Source organism: Microbacterium sp. H6, from assembly GCF_003314775.1.
Lineage (GTDB): Bacteria > Actinomycetota > Actinomycetes > Actinomycetales > Microbacteriaceae > Microbacterium > Microbacterium oxydans.
In genome coordinates this window covers 14,615-20,412 of record NZ_QOAY01000187.1, presented here as the reverse complement: position 1 = coordinate 20,412, position 5,798 = coordinate 14,615, and the positions used below count along the sequence as shown (strand labels likewise).

Genomic DNA, 5,798 nt, shown 5'->3' with positions numbered 1-5,798 from the left:
GGTCTCGGTCAGGTCCACCTGGGCGGTGCGGTCGTCAGGGGAGGCAGTCACCGTCCTACGGTATCAACGGGCGGCTGTGCGCCAAGGCCGCCGCGCAATAAACTGCCCTCGGATGCTGTGACTTCACAGCGATTGCAGGGTGGTCGCAAGCCTGTGCATCACGTGTGTAGTCGATCACGAAATGACAACGGGGCCCTCCTGGCCCTGAGGTTCCCAGGCGGAATCGATACCATGAACGCGGCACGACGAAGTGTCTGGTCGGTTAATCGACCGTGAACACAACTTCCTTTAGGAGCACTCGTGACTCTTCAGACCGTCATCCTCGCCGCCGGAATGGGCTCGCGCCTCGGCCGCGCGCTGCCGAAGCCGCTCACCGAACTGAGCGACGGCCGCACGATCATGGGCCAGCAGCACGACAACATCCGGGCCGCATTCGGCTCCGACGCCCGAATCACGACCGTGGTGGGCTACCGCGCCGAGACCATCATCGATGCCTTCCCGCACGTGAACTACGTCCACAACGAGCGCTACGACGAGACCAACACGTCCAAGAGCCTGCTGCGCGCCCTCGGTGCCACCGGTCGCGGCGGTGTGCTGTGGATGAACGGCGATGTCGTCTTCGACCCGATGATCCTCGGCCGTGCTCTCGAGTACATCGAGCGCGACCAGTCCTTCGTCACGGTGAACACCTCCAAGGTCAGCGACGAAGAGGTGAAGTACACGGTCACCGCCGAGGGCTTCATCAACGAACTGTCCAAGACCGTCAAGGGCGGACTGGGCGAGGCTGTGGGCATCAACTACATCTCCTCCGCGCAGAAGAAGGCCTTCATGCGCCAGCTGCAGCGGGTGGAGGACCAGGACTACTTCGAGCGCGGCCTCGAACTCGCGATCGCCGAGGACGGCCTGCTGCTCGAGCCGATGGACGTCTCCGACCTGTACGCGGTCGAGGTCGACTTCGCCGAAGACCTGGAGCGCGCGAACCTCTTCGTCTGATCGAACGATACGAAAGCCCGGTCCCCCTCGCGGGACCGGGCTTTCGGCGTTTTCGCGGGCTGTCTCCATAGGATCTCTGCATGGCCCCCAAGGTGCACAAGATCCATTCGCTCCCGGACGACGCTCCGTGGGACAAGGGCGTTCCCCCCGCCGGCTCGGCGGAGCACCCGATGATGGTGCGTGGTCTCGATCGCGTGCTGGCGATCCAGCGCCCACTCGTCCTCGCGCACATCCGCAGCATCCGGCTGCGCAATCCCCAGGCTTCACCCGCGGAACTCATCCGCATCCTCGAGCGGCGCTACCTCGCGGCCGTGACGACCGGAGGTGCGGCGGTGGGAGCGACCGCCGTCGTGCCGGGCATCGGCACCGGTGTCACCCTCGCCCTCTCCGGGGTCGAGACCGTGGGTTTCGTGGAGTCCACCGCCCTGTTCGCCCAGTCGGTCGCCGAGGTGCACGGGATCGCCGTGGCGAACCCGGATCGCGCCCGCGCCCTGGTGATGACGCTGATGCTCGGCAAGGAGGGCGTCGACCTCGTCGGACAGCTCGCCGGCCAGGTCGCTGGGCGCGGCGGCAGCAGGTCCTCGTACTGGGGTGAGCTCGTCACGAAATCCCTCCCCCGTGCCGCAGTCGGCCCCCTCGTCGACCAGCTCAAGAGCATGTTCGTGAAGCAGTTCGCGGCGAAGGGAGGCGCGTCGGTGATCGGCAAGGCTCTCCCGTTCGGCATCGGCGCCGCGATCGGAGGCGCGGGGAACAACATCCTCGGCCGCCGCGTGCTGACCACTTCGCACAAGGCCTTCGGCTCTGCGCCGATCGACCTGCCGCTCGAGCTGGAGCCTGTCCCCGGGGCCGAGAAGCTCGAGCTGCGGATGCTCCGGGGCGCCCGCTACGCCGGGAACGCGGTGGTGGGTGCCGCCGGCACCGTGGCACGAGGCGCGGAGTGGGTCGGGCACCGTGTCGGCGGACGTGCAGGTCGCCGACGAGAGAGCCCGTCCGAAGAGCTCGAGGCCGGCACCGGCGACCACTCCCTGCCCTCGAACCCCGGCGACGAGCGCGAAGAGCGCTGAGCGCAGGTCGCCAAAGGATCCGCTGAGCCGTTGTGGCGAGCATCCAACAGCGGGGGGCGAGCCGACGATAGGGTGGAATCCGTGACGGACAAGCCCGACCTCTTTACCACCGCCGGCAAGATCGCGGACCTGCGCGCTCGCTACACGGAAGCCGTCGTCGACGCGGAAGCGAAGGCGAAGGAGAAGCAGCACGCGAAGGGCAAGATGACCGCCCGCGAGCGCGTCGAGCTGCTCGTGGATCCGGGAAGCTTCGTCGAGTTCGATGAGTATGTACGCCACCGCACCACGGCCTTCGGCATGGATCGCTCCCGCCCCTACGGCGACTCCGTCGTCACCGGCGTCGGCACCATCAACGGGCGCACCGTCGCGGTGTACTCGCAGGACTTCTCCACCTTCGGCGGCTCGCTCGGCGAGGTCGCCGGCGAGAAGATCGTGAAGATCATGGAGTTCGCCCTCGCCGGAGGGATGCCCTGCATCGGCATCCTCGACTCCGGCGGCGCGCGCATCCAGGAGGGCGTCGTCGCGCTCGGCAAGTACGGTGAGATCTTCCGCCTGAACACCCGCGCTTCCGGTGTCATCCCGCAGATCTCCATCATCATGGGCCCGGCCGCGGGTGGTGCGGTGTACTCCCCCGCTCTGACCGACTTCGTCATCATGGTCGACAAGACCAGCCAGATGTTCGTCACGGGTCCCGATGTGATCAAGACCGTGACCGGCGAAGACGTGGGGATGGAGGAGTTGGGCGGCGCCTACACCCACAACACCCGATCCGGTGTCGCGCACTACCTCGCGGAAGACGAGGACGACGCCATCGATTACGCGCGCACGCTCCTGAGCTTCCTCCCGGACAACAACATGGCGGAACTCCCGTCGTACGAGAGCGCGTTCGAGTTCGAGACGACAGACGCCGATCGCGTGCTCAACACGATCGTCCCCGACTCGACCAACCAGCCCTACGACATCCACACGGTGATCGAGCACGTCGTCGACGAGGGCGATTTCCTCGAGGTGCAGCCGCTGTTCGCGCCCAACATCGTGATCGGCTTCGGTCGTGTCGAAGGTCGCTCGGTCGGCATCATCGCCAACCAGCCGTCGCAGATGGCCGGCACCCTGAACATCGAGGCAGGCGAGAAGGCCAGTCGCTTCGTGCGATTCTGCGATGCCTTCTCGATCCCGATCGTCACGCTGGTCGACGTGCCCGGCTACCTTCCCGGCACGGACCAGGAGTGGACCGGCGTCATCCGCCGCGGTGCGAAGCTGCTCTACGCCTACGCGGAGGCCACCGTGCCCCTCGTCACCGTCATCCTGCGCAAGGCCTACGGGGGTGCGTACATCGTGATGGGCTCGAAGCAGCTCGGCGCGGATGTGAACCTCGCTTGGCCGACCGCCGAGATCGCGGTCATGGGCGGTCAGGGGGCGGTCAACATCCTGTACCGCGGTGAGATCAAGAAGGCGGAGGAGGCCGGCGAGGACGTCGCCGCCGTGCGCACCCGGCTCGCGAACGAGTACACCTACAACGTGGCGTCTCCTTTCCTGGCAGCTGAGCGCGGGGAGCTCGACGGCATCATCGAACCGGCCAACACCCGCGTCTCGATCGCCAAGGCCCTGCGCGCCCTGCGCGGAAAGCGCGCGGAGCTGCCCCCGAAGAAGCACGGGAACATCCCCCTGTGACCGAGCACAACCCGCAGGGCGGCCCCTCCTCGGACGCGCCGCTGCTCGACATCACCCGGGGCGCGGCCACCGAGGAGGAGCTCGCCGCTCTCATCGCGGTGATCAGCGAGGCGTACGCGACCGAGGAGGCCGCAGCCGTGGCCGACGAGCCCGCCGTCTCCGCCTGGGCCAGGACGCAGCGTCCGTTGCGTCGCCAGCTCCGTCGCGACATACCGTGGGGCCGTTTCTCCGGCTGACGCCGCTCGGAACACGGAAAGAACGCCGTCGGCGTGGTCCGCGAACCCTCCGCTTCACGAACCACGTCGACGATCGTCGCAGGACCCCCAGCGCCCTGCGCGGCCGCGTCCCCGTCGCCGCCTCGTCCGCCCCTCTTCGAGAGCCGGACGGATCCCCCCTCGTGAAGACCTGCGTGCTCCGCGGCGTGCGACGGTGCCGTGCGCACAGCAGAAGGCGGACTCCGCTGATCTGTCCGAAGGACGAAACTCAAATACTATATCGATTCGACTTATGCTCGCAAAGGTGACCCCCGAGCACTCAGCTGTCGAGCAGGAGGTCGGAGGCACGCGGGCTCAGGACCGAGTCGAGGACGACGCACGCCGCTCCCACCGCACCGACATCGTCGCCCACCACCGTGCCGTCGACGGGGAGGGTGCGTATCGCCCTGGTGGCGCTGGCCCGATCGAGCAGGTCGGGGACCTCTGCCAGGTACACATCAGCGAGCCGCGACCAGAACGGCCCACCGAAGACGACGCGGTCGACGTCGAGCATGTTCGTGAGCACCGCCGTCAGCACCGTGATGTGCGCGGCGGAGCGCCGAAGCACCTCCCCCGCGGCTTCGTCCCCGGCAGCCGCTCGCTCGCACAGCTGCCCGAATCGCTGGTCGACTGCCGCGGCGTCGCTCGTCTGATGCTCGTCGTCGAATACCCCTGCCCTCTCCGCCTGCTCGATGATCGCCTGCGGGGTGCACACCACCTCGACGCATCCGCGGGCCCCGCACGCGCAGGACGGTCCGTCGGGGTCGACGATGATGTGGCCGATCTCGCCGATGTTGCGTGTGCTCCCCCGGACCGCCTCTCCATCACGTGCGATGGCCGCGCCGATACCGATCCCCAGATAGACGAAGACGAAGGAGTCGTCCGCCGATTCCCGCCTCGTCCAGAGCTCGCCCACCGCAGCCGAGGTCGTGTCCTTCTCCACGACCACGGGCAACCCCGTCGCCTCCGCGAGCACTGCCCGCAACGGCACACGGTGCCAGCCTGCGAGCTTAGGCGGGTCGATCACCGTCCCCAGCTCCGCGTCGAGCGGGCCGGGAGCCGCGACCCCCACCCCGGCGATCCGGGAGCGGTCGACGCCCGAACCGACGATCAACGCATCGATCGTCGACGCCATGGCCTCGACGATGCGGTGGGGATCCTCGGCAGGGGTTCGCACGCTCAGACGACGGACGACCGCGCCGGCCAGATCCAACAGCACGAAAGTCATCAGCGCGGGATCCAGATGGACCCCCACGGCGAAGCGGCTGTCCGCGACGAGCCGCAGGGTGACCCGCGGCTTGCCTGGTCCGTTGATCGTTCGACCCGCTTCCCTGATGAAGCCGTCATCGAGGAGTCTGCGGGTGATGTTCGTGACCGTCTGCGCCGAGAGGCGCGTCGCCGTCGACAGCTCGATCCTGCTGAGCCCTTCGCCGGACTGCCGGATGGCCTCCAGGATCACGGACTGATTGAAGTCGCCCATGCGCGGAAGGTTGGTGCCACGACGCGTTGCCATCGTCCAATGATGGCCTATCGGGGGTGAAATCGTGTCCCCCAAAATACCTACAGACAATGTTCGCGCGAACCATCAGACTGAGGGGGACGCTTCGCGTTCGGCTGGTCTCTCTGTCCCAGGGTAGACAGACGCTGATCGGCCACCAGCGGACGGTTTTCGGGTAACTGTCCGCACGGAGAGGGGCAGGCGGATTCGCCGCCCCTCTCCCACTCTCACCATCCTCGACTCCGGTCATCTCCCCAGGCCGGAGCCGAGGACGCATGCGTTCGTCCGCTGTCCCCGCCTGCCAGCCCTGGCCACGCC

General features: G+C 67.6%; 5 protein-coding genes. 4 read left to right on the top strand and 1 reads right to left on the bottom strand.

Features of this window, described 5'->3' with window-relative positions:
• The first annotated feature begins 300 nt into the window (after positions 1 to 300).
• The 4 genes from DSP71_RS12185 (at position 301) to DSP71_RS12170 (ending at position 3,964) form a co-directional block, all read left to right on the top strand.
• Positions 301 to 993 (top strand): NTP transferase domain-containing protein, encoded by a 693-nt coding sequence (locus DSP71_RS12185; protein WP_046748968.1) that lies wholly within the window; start codon positions 301 to 303, stop codon positions 991 to 993.
• 80 nt (positions 994 to 1,073) lie between these two features.
• Positions 1,074 to 2,057: a hypothetical protein gene (locus DSP71_RS12180; protein ID WP_113681218.1), complete on the top strand. Its 984-nt coding sequence runs from the start codon at positions 1,074 to 1,076 to the stop codon at positions 2,055 to 2,057.
• An 81-nt stretch (positions 2,058 to 2,138) separates the two neighbouring features.
• Entirely contained in the window at positions 2,139 to 3,728 is a 1,590-nt protein-coding gene (locus DSP71_RS12175) for an acyl-CoA carboxylase subunit beta (RefSeq protein WP_374168968.1), read from the top strand.
• Positions 3,725 to 3,964 (top strand): acyl-CoA carboxylase subunit epsilon, encoded by a 240-nt coding sequence (locus DSP71_RS12170; protein WP_113681217.1) that lies wholly within the window; start codon positions 3,725 to 3,727, stop codon positions 3,962 to 3,964. The genes DSP71_RS12175 and DSP71_RS12170 overlap by 4 nt, the downstream gene beginning before the upstream one ends.
• Before the next feature lie 298 nt (positions 3,965 to 4,262).
• Here DSP71_RS12170 and DSP71_RS12165 read toward each other — a convergent pair whose 3' ends face one another.
• Positions 4,263 to 5,462 carry an ROK family transcriptional regulator gene (locus DSP71_RS12165; RefSeq protein ID WP_113681216.1) on the bottom strand — a complete coding sequence of 400 codons (1,200 nt, stop codon included), beginning with the start codon at positions 5,460 to 5,462 and terminating at the stop codon, positions 4,263 to 4,265.
• Positions 5,463 to 5,798: the final 336 nt, after the last annotated feature.